The 17,922-nt window shown below is 69.2% G+C and carries 17 protein-coding genes and 2 pseudogenes; 9 read left to right on the top strand and 10 right to left on the bottom strand.

What is annotated here, in order from left to right; all coding sequences use genetic code 11:
* The first annotated feature begins 29 nt into the window (after positions 1–29).
* Entirely contained in the window at positions 30–1,223 is a 1,194-nt protein-coding gene (locus OG609_RS03800; protein WP_327271444.1) for a HupE/UreJ family protein, read from the top strand.
* A gap of 106 nt (positions 1,224–1,329) precedes the next feature.
* Positions 1,330–1,534, top strand: a pseudogene (locus OG609_RS03795) (helix-turn-helix domain-containing protein); the annotation flags it as partial.
* Between the two features lie 89 nt (positions 1,535–1,623).
* Here OG609_RS03795 and OG609_RS03790 read toward each other — a convergent pair.
* The 8 genes from OG609_RS03790 to OG609_RS03755 all read right to left on the bottom strand — a co-directional run bounded on the left by OG609_RS03790 (position 1,624) and on the right by OG609_RS03755 (position 10,079).
* Positions 1,624–2,388, bottom strand: a complete 765-nt coding sequence (locus OG609_RS03790) for an ABC transporter ATP-binding protein (protein ID WP_327271443.1) — start codon at positions 2,386–2,388, stop codon at positions 1,624–1,626.
* Positions 2,385–3,185 carry an ABC transporter ATP-binding protein gene (locus OG609_RS03785; RefSeq protein WP_327271442.1) on the bottom strand — a complete coding sequence of 267 codons (801 nt, stop codon included), beginning with the start codon at positions 3,183–3,185 and terminating at the stop codon, positions 2,385–2,387. Before OG609_RS03785 ends, OG609_RS03790 begins: the two co-directional genes overlap by 4 nt.
* Entirely contained in the window at positions 3,182–4,009 is an 828-nt protein-coding gene (locus OG609_RS03780) for an ABC transporter permease (protein WP_327271441.1), read from the bottom strand. The genes OG609_RS03785 and OG609_RS03780 overlap by 4 nt, the downstream gene beginning before the upstream one ends.
* Entirely contained in the window at positions 4,006–4,971 is a 966-nt protein-coding gene (locus OG609_RS03775; protein ID WP_327271440.1) for an ABC transporter permease, read from the bottom strand. Before OG609_RS03775 ends, OG609_RS03780 begins: the two co-directional genes overlap by 4 nt.
* A complete protein-coding gene (locus tag OG609_RS03770; protein ID WP_327271439.1) occupies positions 4,971–6,488 on the bottom strand; it encodes an ABC transporter substrate-binding protein in 1,518 nt (505 codons plus the stop codon). Before OG609_RS03770 ends, OG609_RS03775 begins: the two co-directional genes overlap by 1 nt.
* Before the next feature lie 47 nt (positions 6,489–6,535).
* Positions 6,536–7,276, bottom strand: coding sequence for a DUF1684 domain-containing protein (locus OG609_RS03765; RefSeq protein WP_327271438.1), 741 nt, complete (start codon positions 7,274–7,276; stop codon positions 6,536–6,538).
* A 627-nt stretch (positions 7,277–7,903) separates the two neighbouring features.
* On the bottom strand, positions 7,904–8,893 hold the full coding sequence (locus tag OG609_RS03760; RefSeq protein WP_327271437.1) for a pyridoxal-phosphate dependent enzyme: 990 nt from the start codon (positions 8,891–8,893) through the stop codon (positions 7,904–7,906).
* 487 nt (positions 8,894–9,380) lie between these two features.
* Entirely contained in the window at positions 9,381–10,079 is a 699-nt protein-coding gene (locus tag OG609_RS03755) for an HAD family hydrolase (RefSeq protein ID WP_327271436.1), read from the bottom strand.
* Between the two features lie 551 nt (positions 10,080–10,630).
* Between OG609_RS03755 and OG609_RS03750 the strand changes: the two genes are divergently transcribed.
* Complete coding sequence (locus tag OG609_RS03750; protein WP_327271435.1) at positions 10,631–11,305, top strand: ScbR family autoregulator-binding transcription factor; 675 nt, start codon at positions 10,631–10,633, stop codon at positions 11,303–11,305.
* Between the two features lie 8 nt (positions 11,306–11,313).
* Here OG609_RS03750 and OG609_RS03745 read toward each other — a convergent pair.
* Positions 11,314–11,521: pseudogene (locus tag OG609_RS03745) on the bottom strand (IS701 family transposase); the annotation flags it as partial.
* 330 nt (positions 11,522–11,851) lie between these two features.
* Here OG609_RS03745 and OG609_RS03740 point away from each other — a divergent pair.
* The 3 genes from OG609_RS03740 to OG609_RS03730 all read left to right on the top strand — a co-directional run bounded on the left by OG609_RS03740 (position 11,852) and on the right by OG609_RS03730 (position 13,498).
* A complete protein-coding gene (locus tag OG609_RS03740) occupies positions 11,852–12,400 on the top strand; it encodes a GNAT family N-acetyltransferase (protein WP_327271434.1) in 549 nt (182 codons plus the stop codon).
* Between the two features lie 373 nt (positions 12,401–12,773).
* Positions 12,774–12,941, top strand: a complete 168-nt coding sequence (locus tag OG609_RS03735) for a hypothetical protein (RefSeq protein WP_327271433.1) — start codon at positions 12,774–12,776, stop codon at positions 12,939–12,941.
* A complete protein-coding gene (locus OG609_RS03730) occupies positions 12,938–13,498 on the top strand; it encodes a cysteine hydrolase family protein (RefSeq protein WP_327271432.1) in 561 nt (186 codons plus the stop codon). The genes OG609_RS03735 and OG609_RS03730 overlap by 4 nt, the downstream gene beginning before the upstream one ends.
* Here the strand turns inward: OG609_RS03730 and OG609_RS03725 are convergent.
* Positions 13,495–13,923 (bottom strand): peptidoglycan-binding domain-containing protein, encoded by a 429-nt coding sequence (locus OG609_RS03725; RefSeq protein ID WP_442818057.1) that lies wholly within the window; start codon positions 13,921–13,923, stop codon positions 13,495–13,497. The two genes, OG609_RS03730 and OG609_RS03725, sit on opposite strands and share 4 nt — an antisense overlap.
* Positions 13,924–14,289: 366 nt before the next feature.
* Here OG609_RS03725 and OG609_RS03720 point away from each other — a divergent pair, with 366 nt between their 5' ends.
* The 3 genes from OG609_RS03720 (at position 14,290) to OG609_RS03710 (ending at position 17,916) form a co-directional block, all read left to right on the top strand.
* Entirely contained in the window at positions 14,290–14,430 is a 141-nt protein-coding gene (locus OG609_RS03720; protein ID WP_327271431.1) for a hypothetical protein, read from the top strand.
* Between the two features lie 184 nt (positions 14,431–14,614).
* Positions 14,615–15,052, top strand: a complete 438-nt coding sequence (locus tag OG609_RS03715; RefSeq protein ID WP_327271430.1) for a hypothetical protein — start codon at positions 14,615–14,617, stop codon at positions 15,050–15,052.
* Positions 15,049–17,916: a hypothetical protein gene (locus tag OG609_RS03710; RefSeq protein WP_327271429.1), complete on the top strand. Its 2,868-nt coding sequence runs from the start codon at positions 15,049–15,051 to the stop codon at positions 17,914–17,916. The genes OG609_RS03715 and OG609_RS03710 overlap by 4 nt, the downstream gene beginning before the upstream one ends.
* Positions 17,917–17,922: the final 6 nt, after the last annotated feature.

Raw genomic sequence — 17,922 nt, 5'->3', positions numbered from 1 at the left:
GGCCCTTGACAACGAGAACCGAGAACTCCATGCCCGCCCCCTTGCCCCTGCCGGCACCCCTGCCCTCCTCCTGGCTGTCCCGGTTCCGACGGCGCAGGCTGCCCGCCGCACTCCTCACCACCGTCGCGGCCCTGGTGACCGTGCTCGCCGCCGGCCTCGCCCACCCGGCCCCCGCCGCCGCGCACGACGCGACCTCGACCGCGTACGTCGAGGTGGAGGGCGCCGAAGCCCGCGTCGAGGCGACCCTCGACCTCGAATACGACCTGCTCATGAAGTCGGCCTGGCTGTACGCCGAGGCGTACGAGGCGAAGGACCGCGCGGAGCAGCTGCACCAGCTCGACACCCATGCCGAAGCGGTGACGGAATACGTCACCGGACGCTTCGCCGTCACCCGCGACGGCACCTCCTGCACACCCCGCCGCGTCGGCGACGCCGACGTCCGCACCCGCGGCACCCGGCCGTTCGCCGTCCTCACCCTGGCCTACGACTGCGAGGGCGGCGCCGACGGCACGTACACCGTCTCCAGCGCCCTGTTCCCCGACTCGGAGAGCTTCGTCCACAGCACGGAGACGATCGTCCACTATGACGTCGACGGGCAGCGGGGCTCCCAGGTGCTGACGGCCGCCGAACCGGCCCTGGAGACCGGCGGACACCACGAGTCGCACCAGATCGTGGAGTTCTTCCTGCTCGGTACCGAGCACCTGCTGTTCGGCCTGGACCACATCCTCTTCCTGCTGTCGCTGCTCATCGGCGCCCGCGGCCTGCGCGACATCGTCCTCACGGCGACCGCCTTCACGGCCGCGCACAGCGTCACGTTCCTGCTGGCGGCCACGGGCGTGGTGAACGTGCCGGGATCGGTCGTGGAGCCGGTCATCGCGGCCTCCATCGCCGTCGTGGCGCTCGCGGGCGTCGTCCTGCGCGACCGGGAGGGGACCGGACGCTGGCGGCTGCCGGCCGTCTTCCTGTTCGGCCTCGTCCACGGTCTGGGCTTCGCGGGCGCGCTCGGCATCGACGAGAGCTGGTCCTGGGAGCTGCTGCTGTCGCTGCTGAGCTTCAACGTCGGCATCGAGACGGTGCAGTTGGGCATCATCGCCGCGGTGTTCCCGCTGCTGGTCCTCCTTCGCCGGACCCCCGCACACCGCTGGGCCCTGCCCGCGATGACCGCACCCATCGTGATCGTCAGTCTGTACTGGTTCTGGGACCGGGTAGCAATCGCGGCGTGACCTGGGCGTATTGATCACGGGCGTCGTTGACACCGATGGGCCCTGAACATGGCGAAGGCCTCCGATGCGGTGGAGTTGTCCAGGAACACACCGCACGGAGGCCTTCGTGTCCCACCGCATTTCCCGTGCGACCGGTTCACGGCGGACGGCGTCCGTCGACCGCGTGGGTTCCGCCCGGCCCGTTGCGCATGTCGCTGCCGAGATGCATCTCGCGTGCCACAGGCCACACATGGGTCCGCCGGTGGCCGGCCGCAGGTGACGAGGGCCTGCACGATCGCTCGATCCGGCCCCGCACAACACCGCACCGCACGCCGGCAGGAAACTGGCCGACCGCCGCCGCGTGCTCGATACGGACCCGGACATCGAAGTGATCGAGTCGTCGGAGGCGCGCATTCACCGGTCAAGCGGGCAGTCGAGGCACGCTTTCGACGAGGCGACGCGTGTACGGGTGCGCGGGAGCGCCCAGCACCTGTGCGGTCTCGCCCTGTTCAACGATGTGGCCGCTCTCCAGGACGGCGGTGCGTTCGCACAGCGAGGCAACCACCGACAGGTCGTGGGAGACCATGACGAGAGTCAGGCCCTGCTCCTGCTTCAACTCGTTGAGCAGGTCGACGACCTTGACACGAGTGGTGACGTCGAGCGCACTGACGGGCTCGTCGGCGAGCAGCACTCGCGGGTCGCAGACGGTCGCGCGGGCAATCGCGATGCGCTGGCGCTGGCCGCCGGAGAACTCGTGCGGATAGCGCTCAGCGGCGTCGGCCGGGAGTCCGACCCGCTCCAGGGCGGCGGCCACCTTGGGCCCGGCCGTGCTCCGGCTGTCGATGCCGAGGGAACGCAGTGGTTCGGACACGATGCCGCCGACGCGCTGACGTGGGTCCAGCGATGAGTACGGGTCCTGGAAGACGCACTGCACACTGCGCCTGAAACGCCGCATCTGCTCGCTGTTGCGCGGTTTCAGCTCCTCGCCGTCGAACCGGACGGTGCCGGTGGTTGCCCGGGCGAGCCCGAGCAGCAGCCGCAGCAGAGTCGTCTTGCCCGCGCCCGATTCGCCGACGAGAGCGAGGCTCTGCCCGGTCTCGACGGTGAGGGAGATGTCCTCGACGACGGGCGCGGCGTGTCCTCGGTAGCTGAAGGAGGCTCCGTTCAGCTCCAGTACGGGCGTCATCGCGCGCTCCTCAGGTCCAGAGCTGATTCCAGCTGCCGCGCGCTTGCCACCAGCGCCTTGGTGTACTCCTCACGCGGGGTGCGCACGATCTCGCGAACGTCGCCCTCCTCGACGGCGCGGCCGTCCTTCATGACCAGAACGCGATCGGTGACCTTCGAGACGACCGCGAGGTCGTGGCTGACGAAGAGGACGGCCATGTCCCGTTCCTGTACGAGGGTGTCGAGCAGGTCGAGCATGTCGGACTGCACGGTGACGTCGAGGGCGGTGGTCGGCTCGTCCGCGATGAGTAGTTTCGGGTCGCAGGCCAGTGCCATGGCGAGTGCGACGCGCTGGCGCTGTCCGCCGGAGATTTCGTGCGGGAAGGCGCGGGCGATGCGGTCGGGCTCCGGCAGCCGCACTTGCTCCAGCGCTGCCACGACAGCCCGCTTCAGTTCGGCGCCCTTCAGCCCTCGCCTTCTGCTCAGCGGTTCGGAGATCTGCCTGCCGACGCGCATCAGCGGGTCGAGCGCGGTGAGTGGTTCCTGGAAGACGATGGCGGCGTCCTGGCCGCGCACACCCGTGAGCTGTTTCTCGCTCGCGCCCACGATCTGGGTGCCGGCGAGCTCGGCGCTGCCGGTGGCCGTCATGCCGTCGGGCAGCAGGCCGAGCACGGCGAGGGTGGTCAGCGACTTCCCGGAGCCCGACTCTCCGATGAGTCCCAGGCGTTCGCCGGGGGCCATGGTCAGCGAGAGGCGGTCGACGAGGACGCGCCCGTCAGCCGTACGGATCGTGAGGTCGCGTACGTCGAGAATGTTCATGCGCGCCTCCGCCGGGCCGCGGGGTCGAGGGTGTCGCGAAGTCCGTCGGCGATGAGGTTCACGCCGATGACGAGCAGGACGAGAAGGATGCCGGGGGCCAGCGCGCCTGCCGGGGCCGTGGTGAAGGTGGCCTGCGCCTCCTGGAGCATGCGGCCCCACGAGGCGTTGGGCGGCGGCGCTCCCAGACCCAGGTAGGACAGGCCGGCCTCGGCCAGCACCGCGAGCCCGAACTGGAGGGCCAGGTTCACCACGAGCGTCGGCCAGATGTTGGGCAGTACGTGTCCGGCCACGATCCGCGGCCAGGACGTGCCCGAGGTGCGCGCGGCCGTGATGTAGTCCTGCGCCAGGACCCGCTTGACCAGGATCCGCACCAGCCGTGCCACGACCGCGCTCTGCGCGAGGCCGATCGCCAGCACGGCGGACCCCAGCGTGGCCGAGCGGGCGGCGACGATGAGCATGGCCAGCAGCAGCGTCGGGAAGGCGATCAGGATGTCGAGGAACGCGGAGAGCGTGTCGTCGAGCCAGCCCTGCGCGAACGCGGCCAGCACACCCAGCGTGCCACCGAGGGCGGCCGCGATGAGGACCGATCCCAGGCCCGCTTCGAAGGCGATACGGGAGCCGGTCATCAGCTGGGTGAACAGATCGCGGCCGAGCTTGTCGGTGCCGAGGAGATGGCCCGTACCGGGGCCCGTGAGCCGACCGCCGGACGTGTCGTCGGCGGCGTACGGGAGCCAGAAGAGCGAGACCAGCGCAAGCACGGCGATCAGGCCGGCCAGGACGCATCCGATGGTCAACGTGTACGAGCGTTTCGTCGACTGCTTCATCGGGCACCTCCCGAGAGCCTGCCGCGCAGCCGCGGATCGATGACCCGCTGTGCGAAGTCGGCCGCGAAGCCGATGATCAGTACCGTGAGCGTGGAGACGAACAGCACGCCCTGGATCACCGGATAGTCGTGCTGTGCGATGCCGGTCGCGAGCAGGGAGCCGAGGCCCGGTAGCGCATAGACGGACTCCACGACCACCGCGCCCAGCAGCGTGGACGCCAGCTCGATGCCGAGGATCGAGATCACCGGTACGGAGGCGTTGCGCAGCCCGTGCCGCCACATTGCCTGTCCGAACGACAAGCCCATGGCTCGCGCGGTGCGCAGGTAGTCGCTGCCCAGTACGTCGAGTGCGGCCGACCTGACGTAGCGGATCAGCGAGGCGCTCATCACGAGCGCGATGGTGATGACGGGCAGGGCCAGTGAGCGGATCGCCTCGGTCGGCTGTGACCAGCCGTCCTGCGGGAAGCCGCCCGCGGGAAGCCAGCCGGCGTTCAGGGCGAAGACGGCTATGAGGATCATGCCGAGCCAGAACACGGGGACGGCGATGCCCAGTTGGGACACTCCGTTGAGCAGCGCGCCGTACCAGGTCCGGCGCCGGTGCGCGGCCACGAAGCCGACCGGAACGGCGATGAGCACCGCCAGGACGAACGCGGCCAGTGTGAGCGGGATGGTGACGTTCAGCCGAGAGGCGATCTCGGGCCCGACCGGCAGCGAGCTGACGAACGACGTACCGAGGTCACCGCTCGCCAACTGCCCGACCCAGTGGACGAACTGCTCGGGCAGCGGCTTGTCGGAGCCGATGGAGTGCCGTGCCGCCGCAATCTGCTCGGGGCTGGCGCCCACTGAGGTGAGCGCGTTGGCGGGGTCGCCCGGCAGCATCCGCAGCAGCGCGAACAGGACCACGCTCGCGAGCGCCAGCGACACCAGCAGGAAGGCGAGACGGCGCAGGAGATACCGGCCCATCAGCCCTTCTTGATGTCGTAGGCGAAGAACTGGGAGTTGAGGCCATTGACCGGGTAGCCGGACAGCTTGCTGCTGGCCACGACGATCTGCGGGTACAGGTACAGCCAGTCGCTGGCCGCTTCCTCGGCGGTCTTGCGGTTGACCTTCTTCAGGAGTTCGGTCTGCTCGGAGGTGCTGGACGCCTGCTCGGCCTCCTCGACCCACTGGGTGACCTGCTTGTTGTCGTAGCCCCAGTAGAAGTCGGGGTTGCCGTACCAGACCAGGTCGCGGTCATTGACGTGTTCCTGGAGCGTGGCCGTGAAGTCGTGGTTCTTGTAGACCTTCGTGTACCACTCGTCCGGCGTGATCGTGTTGATTTTGACGGTGATGCCGACCTTGGCGAGCTGCGACTTGATGAAGGTCGCGGCGGTCGGGTGCGGGTCGTAGTTCGGGGTGTCGAGGGTGAAGCTGAAGCCGTTCTCGTATCCGGCCTCGGCGAGCAGCTTCTTGGCGCGTGCGGTGTCGTACGCGTTGACCTCGGTGAGATCCTCGTACCACGGGTCGGTGGGCGGCACCATGGAGCCGATGGGCTTGCCGTAGCCGCCCCAGACCGACTCCAGCAGCTTCTTGTCGTCGATGGCGGCGGAGACGGCCTGGCGGACCTTGACGTCAGTGAAGGGCTTGGCCTTGTCGTTGAAGGCGAGCAGCAGCTTGGTCGTGGAGTTGCCGTCGTTGACCTTGTAGTTCTGGTTGTTCTTGAACTGGTCGAGGGCGTCGGGCGACTGCTCGCTCGTGACGACATCCACTGCGTTGGTCAGCAGCGCGTTGTTCAGCGCCGTGGCGTCCTTGTAGTAGTGGAAGACAACCTGCTTGTTGGCGGCCGCGTCGCCCCAGTAGCCGGCGAACCGGGCGAGACTGAGAGCGGAGCCGCGGGTCCACTTGTTCAGCTCGTACGGGCCGGTGCCGTCCTCGGTCGTCTTGAGGCCCTTCGCGTCGGAGTTGATGATCCACACGTAGGAGAGGTTGTAGACGAAGGAGATCGACTTCTTCGACAGCTGGATCTTCACCGTGCGCGCGTCCGGTGTCTCGATGGACTTGATGACCTCGAGATTGGTCTTGCGCGCGGACTGCGAGTCCTTGGCTATCACCTTCTCCAGGCTGTACTTGACGTCCTGGCCGGTGAGCTTCTTGCCGCTGTGGAACTTCACGCCGTCGCGCAGGGTGAAGGTGTACGTGAGTCCGTCGCCGCTGACCTTGTAGTCCTGGGCGAGCAGATTCTCGACCTTGCCGTCGTCGGTGAGCTTGAACAGCCCTTCGTACACGTTGCCGTTGAGCGCCTCGGTGACGCCCTGGCCGCCGCCTGCGGTGTTGTCGAGATTCTGCGGCTCGTAGAGTGAACCGATGTTGACTGTGGCGTTCTTGTCGTGCGCCCCTCCGGCGGCGCCGCCCGCGTTGGAGCCCCCGCCACAGGCTGTGAGGGTCAGGGCGAGGGCGGCGGCGGTGGCTCCGCCGTACAGGGAAGTCTTCTTGATGCTCATGAGGAGTACGCGCTTTCGTGCTGCGAGGCGGCGGAGTGCGGGGTTGATCAGTGCTGCGCGGGGAAGCCGTCGCGGAAGACGGGCCGCTTCTCTCCGGCCTCCATGGGCAGGTGGAAACGGTTCTGCCGCGGCGGCATCGGACAGTTGTACTGGTCGGAGAATCCGCAGGGCGGCACGAAGGCACGGTTGAAGTCGAGCAGGACGTGGCCCTCGCCGGTGTGGGCGACGAAGAGGAAGCGTCCGGCACCGTAGGTGATGTCGCCGTTGGTGGGGTCGCCGAAGACGAGCAGCAGGGTGCCGTCGTCGTCGAAGGCGCTCAGTGTGTACTCCCGGCCGTCCAGGGTGAGCTCGATGTCGCCCGGCACGACGAGGTCACGGGTGCCGCCGTTGTCCCGGATGTGCTCGAACCCGACGCGCCTGGCACCCGACACCGGGGTGTACGAGGCCTCCAGCACCCAGGCCGGGTCGTACGGGAAGACGTCGGTGCGATCGAAGTTCTGGATCGCGGGGGACTGCGCGTCCCAGAAGCGGAGACCGTACTCGGGCTCACCGGTGACGAAGTCGGTGCGCTCCACTGTGGTGACAGTCACAGAATCCGGCTGTCCGGAACGGGCCGCATCGAGGTCGGGGCGTTCACCGGCCGGGGCCCAGCGGGTCTCGACGAGGGCGAGATTCCCGGCGGCCGAGGTGACAGAGCGCCGCCGCTCGGCGCGCCATGCCTCCCAGTCCCCGGCGGGGTCGGTCGGCTGGTCGGGGGCTACGGCGGCGTGGGACACGGCATTACTCATTCATGTAGACGTTCGTCGGCTGCCACGCCTCGAATGTCACGCTGCGTGAACTTTAACCCAAAGGACCTTCTTTATCTTTCATAAGGCGAGCTAATGTCAAATTTGGCTGAATAGTGAGACCGGGGCGGAGCCGGTGGCCCGAGCCGACCGCCGGTGGCCAGGCGGCAGCAGCACTCGGCCGAGCCGTGTGAATATCGGGCCGCGGCCTGCGCCGGAGGGGCGGTGGGGGGAGCTTGCTCAGCTCGGACCCGGATGCCGAGCGGGAGCCCACCCCCGCGGGGGGCCGTACTCGGTACCGGCCGTGTGGGCTCCTGCCCGGCCCGCCGGGCGCTCGCCCTCCTTCGTGTACAGACGGCGCTCAGCCGGTGGAGCGCAGCGCACACACGAGCAACTTCGTAACCTTCTGACCGGGCTCGATGTGCGCGTGGGCGCGAGATCTCTCAGGACGACGAACCGGCAGTCACGTCGACGGCAATGACGCGAGGAGCAAGGCCGATTCCGGCATCGCTGCGAAGGAGTTGGAGCGCAGCTTGACCGGTGCCCCAGAAGGTCCGCCTACCGCGAAGGGCTGGACGGTCGGTTCCCTATGCCGTCGTGGACTGTGGCAGCGTGAGGTCGGCCTGCTGCCTACGGAGCTGGGAGCGTCAGCGCCTCCTCCAGTTTCGCGAGCGTTGCCGCGTGACCGAAGAGACCGGGCAGGCCGCCCGAGTGCAGGAAGACAGTGCGCTGCCCGGGTACCACGGCGCCGTCCTCGACCGCCGCGATCAGGCCGGCCATCGCGCGTCCGGTGTAGATCGGGTCGAGCACGATGCCTTCGGTGCGGGCGGTCAGGGTGAGGGCGGCCGAGGCTGCCGCGGTCAATGTGCCGTATCCGTCGCCGACCTGATCGAGCCGCAGCCTCAACGTCTCCGGCTTGCAGTGTGTCCCGGACAGGCTGGAGGCCAGCTCGGAAACGGTCCGGGCGGGATCGGTGACGGCACCGCAGTGGACGCCGAGCACGCGCGCGCAACCGAGCGGGTCGAGGAGGCCGGCCATGGTTCCACCGGAGCCGACCGCGACGACGACGGTCGCCAGGTCGGGTGCCTGGACGAGGAGTTCACGCCCGCACTCGGCGTAACCGCGCGCGCCGAGCACGCTGGAACCACCGAAGGGGATCAACGCCGGGACGGCGCCGTGCCGCCGCAGTCGCTCTGCCACCTGCTCGGCAGTGGAGCCGAGCGCCTTGTCGTCGACATCACCTGCCCACACGACCGTGGCCCCGAAGAGACCGTCGAGTGCGAGGTTGCCGGATGTCGACGATCCGGGCGCACCGGCCAGCACGAGGACGACGTCGAGTCCCAGCCGGGCCCCGGCAGCGGCGGTCAGACGCGCGTGATTGCTTTGTGGCGCACCGGAGGTCACGAGGGCCGTGGCGCCGGCGGCGAGCGCCGCACCGCAGGTCCACTCGAGTTTGCGTACCTTGTTTCCGCCGCCGCCCAGGCCGGTGAGGTCGTCACGTTTGACCCACAGGTCGCCCGCGCCGAGACCAATGGCCCGGGCCAGCCGTGGCATGGGCTCGAGAGGGGTCGGCCAGGTTCCGAGTACTGCTCGCTGTGAGGTACGGCTGTCCGGGGTCATCGCCACCACTCTTCGCCTGCGCTGCCGTCGTGTGTGTCTTCGGGGCATGCTGCCACGGCGGCAACCGCGCCGACGCCGGACGCGTTCGACGTCGGTGACGGTGCCTACGGCTCATGCACTCTCAGGTCGAGCGAAACGGATGGCTTGGATCCGCTCGCCCGAGCCGAAGTCACTGCCGTGAGGCCTGCTCGTGCCTGCGGGGCCGGACGGAGAGTCCGCACGCCGCTTCGGGACAACTTCCTCTTGTCTGGCGCGGCGGCCGTCCGGCGTGCATGGCGGCGGTGAGGTCATCGGTGTGACGGAACCTCAGCAGCCGCACGAGTAACTCCGGATCACGGGTGCGTCGACGGCGCAGGGTTACCGGGGTCCCGGTGTGAGCGCCAGGTCGATCAGTCGACCAGTGTTCGCACCGGTGCATCCACGCACGTGCGGACTGATTCCGTGGGCGATGAGCGTGTGCGCAGATCTGGACGAGGTGCCCGGCACCTCATTCGCGGAGTGGCCCTGCCATGGCGATCCGGGTGTTGGCCCAGGCCACCAGCTTCGGGTCACCCAGGGTGCTGACCCATAAGTCGACCCGGTCCGCACCCCGACCGGCAGGGCGGGGGCCGGCCCCCAGCACGCGCAGACCGGCGCTTCGAGCCGAGTCGATACCGGTGACGGAGTCCTCCACCGCCAGCGCGTCCTGCGGCTGCACGCCGCAGAGATCTGCCGCGGCGGCATAGACGTCCGGATGGGGCTTGGGCCGCAATGCGCCGCCCGCGACGACGATATGGCCGAAGTGGCCCAGCAGTCCGGCCCGGTCCAGGCTGGACTCCACCATGTCCACGGGACAGTTGCTGGCAACCGCGAGTGGCAGATGACGGGCGGCCAGACGGACCAGCGCTGCCGCGCCCGGCATGGTGACGGGGTCTGCGGCGACCAACGCCGTGAAGTGTTGGAGAAGCGAATGGGTCATATCACCGGTGAGGTCAGGCTTTCCGGTCGCCTCGGCCATGAGGCTGCCGCACTCGGTGTAGTGCACCCCCTTGGCTCGCTCGGCGAATCCGGCCGGGGGCTTGAGGCCGAACTCTTTGAAGACTCTGTTGCGTGCGTCCTGCCAGTGGCGTTCGGTGTCCATCAGGGTTCCGTCGCAATCGAATACGATAGCGGCCGGGGACCAGTCAAGGATGCGATGAGCTGTCATTTCTCTGCCGTTCTCGGAGAGTTTGCCGACCCCGTTCCGTCGCCGGGTTCGTGAGATGTCGAACTGCGGGAGAGATGCACTCGACTGTTCAGCCTGGGATGCCGAACGGTCTTTCTTGACCACGTGCGCAGGTGGTCGATTCGTCTGCGTGGGGCCCGTCGCTCCGGACATCGTCCGTCTCATGAGTCGAGCCCGAAAACATCGTGGTCGCTACGTTAATTTTGTCCGAAGAGGGGCGCAATCACTCCTTCGGGTGTTTGACGGCAGGCCAGTCGCAGGTTAGACGCGAGGGGCGGGGTGGCCGGAGGCCGACTGTCGTGCTCCGCGAGACCGCTCAACTGCGCTGCGCAGTAGGTCAGTTGATGTAAACGATGCCGCAGTGGGCGTATGAGGCAAGTCAGGTTCGCGGAGTCATCGGGATGAGGTCGCAAATTTCACCGATGTCACCCACATGCACGCACGGTCGAAGAATAATAAAAGCTCCGTGGTCAGCGGAGCGGTGCCGCCAGTGCGCGGGCGCACTACCCCCCTGCATCAAACTCATTGCATGAATGAACGAAGGTGGAACATACGTGCAAGACAGGGCGAGAGCGACCCGGAGATCCCTGCTGGAAGCCGCAGCACAACTCTTTGTCGAACAGGGATACGCAGGCACCAGCATCAACGACATAAGTGGTCGATCGGGGAAGACCAGTGGAGCCATCTACTTCCACTACTCCAGCAAGGAAAAGCTCGCCCTCGCCATCGTCAGTGAACAGTTCGCTGCATGGCCGCAATTGGCCCAGCACTACACGGCCCCGGGCATCCCGCCGCTTGAGAAGCTCGTCGCTCTGAGCTTTGAAATCGCCAGAGTCCTGCGCGAGGACGTCGTAGCCCGCGCCGGCGCCCGCCTGTGGGCCGAGCGCCGGGGCATCGACGCGCCCGTGCCCGCGCCGTTCGCCGCCTGGACCGCGGCCGTCACGAGGCTTCTGGCCGAGGCCCGGTCCAGGGGCGAACTCGCCGAGGGGATCGAGCCGTCGGGCACCGCCACGACACTCGTGTGCGCGCTCTTCGGTCTGTACAGCCTCACCGACGAGGTGGCGAGGGAGCAGGAACTCGGGTCCCGGCTCGACCAGTGGTGGCTCCTGGTCCTCAACGCGCTGCAGGCGCGTCCTGACCCCGCCGCCCTGATTGCACGAGCGCGAGCACGGTTTCCCGTGAACGGCCCGCCCGCCCGGGCCGAGTGACAGTCCGGCGCCCAGCGGCTGCCGGCCACGGTGACGGCTCGTCCAGGGTGATCTCGACGGGTGTGCAGGCGATCTCGTCGGGGCGGGCGATGCTGCGGCGAGCAGGGACCCAGTGCTTCCGGTCCGGCCGGTGCCAGGGTCGGCCTCGGCGCGTCGCCAGTCGTGAACCGTGGGGCCATGAGCCCCGTTGCCGCAGGAGGGGCGCTTCCACTTCTGGTGCCCCGGTTCGGCGCTGGCGGACGTGGACGCCTACCGGCGGTGGGATCGGGCGGAGGTCGTCGCGAACGCGCAGGCCGTGGGCAGGTACGCGCAGTGGCGCAGGCCGTGGGTGGTGGGAGACCCGGCGAAGCCGTGGGCGCGCCGGGTCGGTTCGCAGTTCCGTGTCGCGGTGGAGCACCTGGCGCTGCGCGAGCGGCGGCTGCTGCTGATGGACGGGCCGAGCGGGTTGGAGCCAGCGATGCCGTGGCTCGGCGAGAGCGGGCAGCCACTGTCGTTTGTCGGTCGTCCGAGGCTCCTGGCCGGCGGGTGTGCGATAGGTTGCCCGCCATGTCTGATCCAGGACCCGTCGCCTGGCCACCTGCCCCGATCAGGACCGAGCGGCTCGTGCTTCGCGAGCCCGAGGCGCGGGACCGCGGGGCGTTCATCGAGCTGTTCGCCTCGCCAGAGGTGGGTACCTACATCGGTGGCCCTCGACCGCGTGATGAGCTCGAGCGCGCGGTGCCTGAGGTGCCCGGGCGGCGGCCTGGCCTTCTCGTGATCGATCTCGACGGAGCGATGATCGGCATGATCACGCTCGATCGGCGCGACGCGGAGCGTCCGGGGCACGTCCGTCCGGATGCCGGGGAGGCCGAGCTCGGCTACATGTTCCTGCCGGGGGCGTGGGGATTCGGGTACGCCGCCGAGGCGTGCGCGGCGGCACTCGACTGGTTCGCCGACGCGCTTCCCAGCGAGCCGGTGGTGCTCTGCACCCAGACCGCCAACGACCGCGCGATGCGCCTCGCGGCGAAGCTGGGGTTCACCGAGGTGGAGCGGTTCGAGGAGTACGGCGCCGAGCAGTGGTTCGGCGTGTGGTCCTCGCTCACGCCGTCCGGTTGAGCTCGTGCTCGACAGCGCGGATCCACGAGGCCACCGATCGGTCGTCGGCCTCGGCGCGCCGCTTGACCTCGTGGAGCACGTCGGAGGGGAAGCGTACGGGGATGGGCGATGTCAGTGGCGCTGCGCGCGGTACCGAGAGGATGCACGGCGCCGAGGACAACAATCGAGTACACCAATCTCCGAATGTATCCATTTGTCCCCGAACGCCCCCTGCTGGCGCGTGGGCTGGGTCGAGGAGCTCCACGACGACCTTGAGGCGAGGCGATGCGCCGCCTGGCTGCCTCCGTGAGCGTAGCCATCCGGCGCACCGTCGCGCGCCCGTCACCTGCCCCCCGACGTCCTGGACCGCCTCTCGCACGACCCAGACCCCCAGGTGCAGTCCAACCTCGCCTACTTCTGCGAGGACGCCATGGCAGGCCGCCTGGCGAAACTCGTCCCCGGCGGGCACACTGCCACGGTGCCGGTGGCCGTGTACTACCCGAACATGGAGAACCCGGTCCGCTTCAACGCCGAACTGACGTCGTTCTTGGAGATCGTATGAGCAGCGCCCTTCTCGTGATGGACGTCCAGCGAGCCGTCGTGGACATTGTCGACGACGGCTCCGGATACCTGCCGCGCCTGCGCAGGGCGATCGATGGTGCCCGGGCGGCAGACATTCCTGTCATCTACGTGGTCATCGCATTACGCCCGGGCTTTCCGGAAGTCGGCCCGAACAACAGGGCACTCACCGCCGTCGCGCGAGCCGGGCTCCATGTCGAGGGCGACCCCGGCACCGAAATCCACCCCGATGTCGCGCCCCGGCCGGGCGAGGTGGTGGTCACCAAGAGACGGGCGAGCGCGTTCTCGGGCAGCGACCTCGACGTGGTGCTCAGGGCACACGCCATCGACAGCCTCGTCCTCACCGGCATCGCCACCAGCGCCGTGGTGCTGCACACCCTGTGCCAGGCCAACGACCTGGACTTCGACCTCACCGTCCTCGCCGACGCCTGCCTGGACACCGACGCCGAGGTTCACCGGTTCCTCACCGAGAAACTGTTCCCGCAGTGGGCGGACGTCGTCACCGTCGACGACTGGCTCAATGCCACCACACCCCGTTAGCGGCGGAGCAGGGAGAGACTGGTGTGTGGTGGCGCACGTCGGCGCATCGCTGCTGCTTCGGGCATGACCTTGCCATGACGCTCCGTCACGGCACGTGAGAATCCTTGCAGGCAGCGATGCCGCCTTCGACGAGTCGGCCGGGGCAGCGGCGCCGGCCGAACGGGCGATCGTCGCGGCGTGCGAGCTGGCTGGCTGGTGCCCCGATGTCTCTGCCCTCCAGGACGAGTTTGTCCGCCGGGCTGAGCCGCGCGCCCGGGCGTCGCTGCCCCGTTGGTGTTCGTCGGCCGGACCGACGCCGCTGCCCGGCGGCCGACGACCCCGTCGGCCTTCAGGCCGTGGCGCTTCTGGACCGCCTTCACCGCACCCGTCGTACGCGGCCCGAACGCCCTGTCCGCGGTGACGGTGTACGCGGCGGCAGCAAGCAGCTGCTGGGCGGTGCGGACGTCCGTTGCCCGGGATCCGGTCTTCAGCAGCGGCTATGCCTTCGCGGCGACGTGGATGATGACGCCCAACCCGCTGACACCACCCCACCCACTCACACGGCCATCCACCGACAAGGCCTCGCCCCCGCGCCCGGCCGTCGGGGCAAGGGATGGTCGAATTCAAAGGATGGACCGAATGCCAGATTCCGGCGACGGGCCGGGAGGCGGGAGCCCTGACGCGGGCTGGCTACGGGGCTCGACGGCTCGCTCGCGGCATGGGGCCTTCTTCGAGGACTGCGGTTGCGCCAGGCCGACCCGGCGTCCGCATGCGTACACGATCCGGTTCAGGGACGCTCGGTAAGCAGCGCGATGAAGCCGAATACGGCACTCAAGATCCACCGGGCCACCGTCACCCAGGCCGATCCGCACTGCGTGGGATCGGCGACCGGCCCGTCCGAGCCCCTACCGGGCTCCGACCAGTGGTGCGGTCCCCGGGCCGTCGCGGTCTGACCACCGACCGACCCGTCGGCGACCGTCCGGTGTCCTGACCACCAGGCCTGGGGCGACGGAGACCGAGGCCCCCGTCGTGGCGGCGCAGGAGAGGAAACGGGGCTGCCCGGTTCGGAATTGGATCAAGAGGAGGGGACAATGTCCGTGCAGGGCAAAGTCGTTGGGTCACGGGGAGAGGGACAAGATGCTGGAGGAACTTATTCTGGTCGGGGGAACCACGGTCGTCGCGGCCATGGCCACCGACTCGTGGGCGGTCGCGCGCGGCGGAGTCGCACGGCTGTTCCGCCACCGCGGAGAGGACCAACAGACCGCCATCGCGGCCCAGCTCGACAACAACGAGGCCCTCGTCGCGAGGGCCGACGACGCCGAGCGGGTACGTCAGAGCCTGCTCCCCGTGTGGATGCTGGAGCTGGAATCGCTCCTGGGCGAGTACCCGGACGCCGCGGACGAACTGCGTGAGCTGACCGAGGAGATCAAGAAGCGGTTGCCCGAGACGCGGCAGCCCCAGGTGCAGAACAACGTGGCCAAGGACAACGGACAGGTTTTCGCGGCTCTGGGCGGCAATGTCATCGTGCACCCGGCGCCTCCTGGACAGGCGGGAGGCGCCGGAGCCGCCCAGTGAGTCGGCCTGGAGCCGGGCCACGGCAGACGGTTCGCGTCGACGGCGGGTTCGGCTACGGCGTCATCGGCGCCGACCTGCACGTCTTCCCCGACCGGGGCCCGGTCTACCTGCTCTCCCGGTATCGACCTGCTCCGGGCCTGGCCCCCGCCCTCTCACTCGGGGAGAGGGATACGGCCGGACCCGCCCCCCAGCCCAGTCGGCTCCTCAACGCCCGCTTCCAGGTCGTGGATTTCACCGGTCGGGACGAGGAGCGGGCGGAGCTGGCCGCATGGCGGGACGGTGACGGTCCACGCGCCGCCCTCTGGCTGCACGGAGCCGGCGGCCAGGGCAAGACCCGGTTGGCTGCGCAGTTTGCGGCCGACAGCGCGTCAAGGGGCTGGAAGGTCGTCTCGGCCACCCACGGCGCCGGCACGATCCACCCGCACCCGGGAAGCCAGGACCTGCGGCTCGATGGCGCTGCGGGGCTCCTCCTGGTCGTCGACTACGCCGACCGCTGGCCCCTCTCCCATCTGACCTGGCTGTTCAGTAACAAGCTGCTGGACGGGCCCCTGCCGACCCGACTGCTGTTGCTGGCCCGGTCCATCGCCCCCTGGCCTGCCGTGCGCTCCGCGCTGGAGGACACCGGGACGGAGACGGGCGCCCTCGCACTGCGACCGCTCGATGAGCGCCACGGTGGACTCGACGCCTGCCGAGCCATGTTCACCGTCGCCCGCAACTGCTTCGCCGCCCACTACGGTCTCGCCGACCCGAATGCCATCGCCGTACCCGGCTATCTGGACCGGTCGGACTTCGGCCTGGTTCTGGCGCTGCACATGGCCGCGCTGGTGGCCGTCGACGCCCACGTCCGCGGCGGCAGCCCGCCGAAGGACATGGCGGGCCTGTCCGCATATCTGCTCGACCGCGAACGCAGGCATTGGACCCGGCTCCACGAACTCCGCCTGGAGGGCCTGGAGTACGAGACCCCGCCCGGCGCCATGAGCCAGGTGGTCTTCACCGCCGCGCTCACCGGCGCGACCACGCACCACGACGGCACGACCCTGCTCGGTGGCCTCGGCATGGAGCGCCCCGCGCGGCTCCTGGCCGATCACGCCACTTGCTATCCGCCCGAGGAGCCCGGCGTGGTCCTCGAACCCCTCTACCCCGACCGGCTCGCCGAGGACTTCCTTGCCCTGGCCCTCCCCGGCCACGACACGACCGGCTACCCCACGGCTCCCTGGGCGCCGGATTTCATCGGCACGCTCGTCGCCCGCGACCCGGACGGTTCGCCGCCTGCTCATCTGGCCCGTGCCCTGACCTTCCTGGCCTCCACGGCGGCACCGCACCGCTGGCCGCACGCCGCCCGGTACCTGGAAACCCTGCTGCGCACGGACCCAGCCCTGGCCGTCGCCGCCGGCGGCGCCGCCCTGACCGCGCTGGCCGCGGTCGACCTCGACACCGAGGTCCTGGAGGCGGTCGACGCGCACTTCCCCCACCGCGGACAGGCAGATCTCGATGCCGGTATCGCCGCCGTCACCGAGCGCCTCGCCGAACGCCACCTCTCCACCACCCAGGACTCCTCCGCGCACGCCCGGCTGTACCAGAACCTCGGGTTCCGGCTGGTGAGGGCGGGCCATCGGGAGGACGCCGTGGCCGCGGCCGAGAAGGCGGTCGCTCTCTTGCGGAAGCTCGCGGCCGTTGACGCCGCCACGCATGAGCCGACGCTCGCCATGGCCCTGGCCCAGCTGAGCGAGCGTGCTCATTCGGCGGACCGCACGGAGGCGAGCCGCCACGCTGCCGAAGAGGCCGTTGGCCTCTTTCGAAGACTGGCGGCCACCGACCCCACAGCGCACGAACCCGGCCTCGCCCTGTCGCTTTCCCACCTCGGCGTGAGCCTGTCCGAGGCCCGGGACCCCGAAGCGGCCCTCGCCGTGACCCAGCGGGCCATGGGAATCTTCCAGCGGCTGGCGGCTACCGACCCCGAGACCTACGGTCCGGGCCTGGCCGTGACCCTGGTCAACGAGGCTGTTCTGTGCCGGCAGCAGCGTCGCTGGTCGGACGCCCGGACAGCTGCCGAACGGGCGGTCGCGCTCATCCGGCGCCTGGTGGCTGCCGGACCCGCAGTCTCCACGTCCGAGCTCAACCGGTCCGTCGCGGTCGACGAGTCCGACCTGGCGACGGCCCTGTCCATTCTTGGGCTGCTGCTGTGGGGCGCACGCCGTCGCGACGATTCCCTGGCCGCCCTGCGGGAGGCGGCGGACATCAGATGCCGGCTGGCGACGGCCAACCCCACCGCCCATGAACACGCTCTGGCCGATGACCTCTCCTCCCTCGGCACCTACCTCGCGCAGAGTGGTTGTGCCGAGGAGGCGCTGGCCGTGACCGCGCAGAGCGTGGAGATCTACCAGCGCCTCGCGTCGCAGAACTCCGGGGCGTTCGAGGGGCCGCTGCGCAAGGCGTACGAGGCATACCAGACCCTCCGCGAGCGGCTGAGCGGAACTGCCCTTGAAACCGACAGGACTTGGACGCTGGATGAGCACTATGTGGCGCTCCTCAACCAGGACGAGGTCTGGCAGGACGCCCAGGACCGCCGCCATCGCCTGGACGACATGGACCCCCGCTACAGCGGCAACGTGCTGCGTTTCCTGCTCCGGCAGGCCGATGTCCTCTTCGAGGGGCTGTTGGACGGGCTCGGCGCCTCCCCCGAGTCGCTCGGCCGATGGGCCGGTGAGACTGCCGAGACCTGGCTTGCCCGGCAACCGCTCGCCGTCGCTCTGCGCCGCCGCTCGGAGGGTAAGCCGGCCCGACCGGCACTCTGCTATTGCGGGTACGCCATTCAGCCCGAGTGGAATCGTGATCATTGCTATCCCGGCATCATCGTCGCCTGAACAGCG

Origin of the sequence: Streptomyces sp. NBC_01224 (genome assembly GCF_036002945.1) — a bacterium.
In the GTDB taxonomy this organism is placed as follows: domain Bacteria; phylum Actinomycetota; class Actinomycetes; order Streptomycetales; family Streptomycetaceae; genus Streptomyces.
This window is presented reverse-complemented; position numbering and strand designations above follow the sequence as displayed.

What these genes read in the sequence shown, in the direction of transcription:
- OG609_RS03800 (WP_327271444.1), top strand. Translation starts at nt 30, where the DNA reads ATGCCCGCCCCCTTGCCCCTGCCGGCACCCCTGCCCTCCTCCTGGCTG.
- OG609_RS03775 (WP_327271440.1), bottom strand. Translation starts at nt 4,971, where the DNA reads ATGGGCCGGTATCTCCTGCGCCGTCTCGCCTTCCTGCTGGTGTCGCTG.
- OG609_RS03765 (WP_327271438.1), bottom strand. Translation starts at nt 7,276, where the DNA reads ATGAGTAATGCCGTGTCCCACGCCGCCGTAGCCCCCGACCAGCCGACC.
- OG609_RS03755 (WP_327271436.1), bottom strand. Translation starts at nt 10,079, where the DNA reads ATGACAGCTCATCGCATCCTTGACTGGTCCCCGGCCGCTATCGTATTC.
- OG609_RS03785 (WP_327271442.1), bottom strand. Translation starts at nt 3,185, where the DNA reads ATGAACATTCTCGACGTACGCGACCTCACGATCCGTACGGCTGACGGG.
- OG609_RS03720 (WP_327271431.1), top strand. Translation starts at nt 14,290, where the DNA reads ATGAAGCCGAATACGGCACTCAAGATCCACCGGGCCACCGTCACCCAG.
- OG609_RS03750 (WP_327271435.1), top strand. Translation starts at nt 10,631, where the DNA reads ATGAACGAAGGTGGAACATACGTGCAAGACAGGGCGAGAGCGACCCGG.
- OG609_RS03715 (WP_327271430.1), top strand. Translation starts at nt 14,615, where the DNA reads ATGCTGGAGGAACTTATTCTGGTCGGGGGAACCACGGTCGTCGCGGCC.
- OG609_RS03730 (WP_327271432.1), top strand. Translation starts at nt 12,938, where the DNA reads ATGAGCAGCGCCCTTCTCGTGATGGACGTCCAGCGAGCCGTCGTGGAC.
- OG609_RS03740 (WP_327271434.1), top strand. Translation starts at nt 11,852, where the DNA reads ATGTCTGATCCAGGACCCGTCGCCTGGCCACCTGCCCCGATCAGGACC.
- OG609_RS03770 (WP_327271439.1), bottom strand. Translation starts at nt 6,488, where the DNA reads ATGAGCATCAAGAAGACTTCCCTGTACGGCGGAGCCACCGCCGCCGCC.
- OG609_RS03780 (WP_327271441.1), bottom strand. Translation starts at nt 4,009, where the DNA reads ATGAAGCAGTCGACGAAACGCTCGTACACGTTGACCATCGGATGCGTC.
- OG609_RS03760 (WP_327271437.1), bottom strand. Translation starts at nt 8,893, where the DNA reads ATGACCCCGGACAGCCGTACCTCACAGCGAGCAGTACTCGGAACCTGG.
- OG609_RS03790 (WP_327271443.1), bottom strand. Translation starts at nt 2,388, where the DNA reads ATGACGCCCGTACTGGAGCTGAACGGAGCCTCCTTCAGCTACCGAGGA.